Genomic DNA, 1,099 nt, shown 5'->3' on the forward strand with positions numbered 1-1,099 from the left:
AACAGGGATTTGAGATAGTTCTGGCCCATGCCGCCCACCTCCCGGTTGGAGAGGGTCGCCACGGGGATGGGCGCAAGGCTGGTCAGCAGTAGGGTAAGAACCCGACGCCTTACCATATCACTATGGCAGGTTTCCGAGAACTCCCCTCCGAACCGGACTTACACCTCTCGATGTATCCGGCTCTCCAGATGTCAGTCTAATTTCCCGGCGTGTAACTTATCGTGACAGTCAATGCAGAGTGCCATTGTCTTGCGCCTGCGCCCAATCATGGCGATTTCCCATTGTTTCCTGCCACTCAAATCTTTGAGTTTTCGTACATGGTGTATCTCAAGCGGTACATTCTCTGCGCCGCACCACTCGCATTTATTCGCCTGCAATCTTTTCATCAAGCTGTTGCGCCCATAGTTCTCGACTACTCTTGCTACTATATCGGGATTGCCGCTTTCCACTTTGGTATTCCGGCAAAAACCGTTGTTGTAGAACAGCACTTTACCAACTTTGCCATTTTTCTTCGGGTACTCCACAACAAAGTCTTTCCCTTGGCGGTACTTGCGAATAATTCTGCTAATTCGTGTCCGATACTTTCCGGCGAAAGTTTTGAGCATACTGTATCTCATTACATAGTAGAAGTTGTTGAGTACGGTCACGTTGTTTGCGAGCCGGTAGTAGTTGTACAATCCACGGATTTCTGCGTTGTACTGGTTTAGGATTTCCAAGTCGTCCAAGTGCAACAGGCGGGTACGCCGGACGGGTTCCCAAACCTCTTTGTTTCCGTTCTGTTTGTTGTATTTAATTTTGAGGGCATTGTAGGAGAGCAGGCGTTTAACCCATTTGTCATGGGGAACATAAAGCAGGACTTTTCCGTTGTTTACTCGTCTGGTAGCTCCCGTTTTGGTCTTTTTGTTATATGCGCCTTTGGCGATTGTGACCTCGTATCCCAGAAACTTTGCAAAATCATGTCCGTGGGTAATCAGCGTCTTTTCTCCGGACATTTCCAGATGAAGTTTTTCCCAGATAAAACAGCCTACTTCTTGTTTTACCTGTTCTGCGTCCTCTTTACTGCCGATAACCCCTATCAGGAAATCATCCGCATACCGGA

At 48.0% G+C, this 1,099-nt stretch carries 1 protein-coding gene and 1 pseudogene; both read right to left on the reverse strand.

The genetic code is table 11. The features are described from left to right. Positions 1 to 98 (reverse strand): annotated as a pseudogene (locus tag D7X94_RS20000) (VirB6/TrbL-like conjugal transfer protein, CD1112 family); the annotation flags it as partial. Positions 99 to 191: 93 nt separating this feature from the next. After that, positions 192 to 1,099, reverse strand: a 908-nt coding sequence (locus D7X94_RS17950) for an HNH endonuclease (protein WP_330558258.1), incomplete at its 5' end; no start/stop codon positions are given.

The organism is Acutalibacter sp. 1XD8-33 (assembly GCF_003612555.1).
GTDB lineage: Bacteria > Bacillota > Clostridia > Oscillospirales > Acutalibacteraceae > Acutalibacter.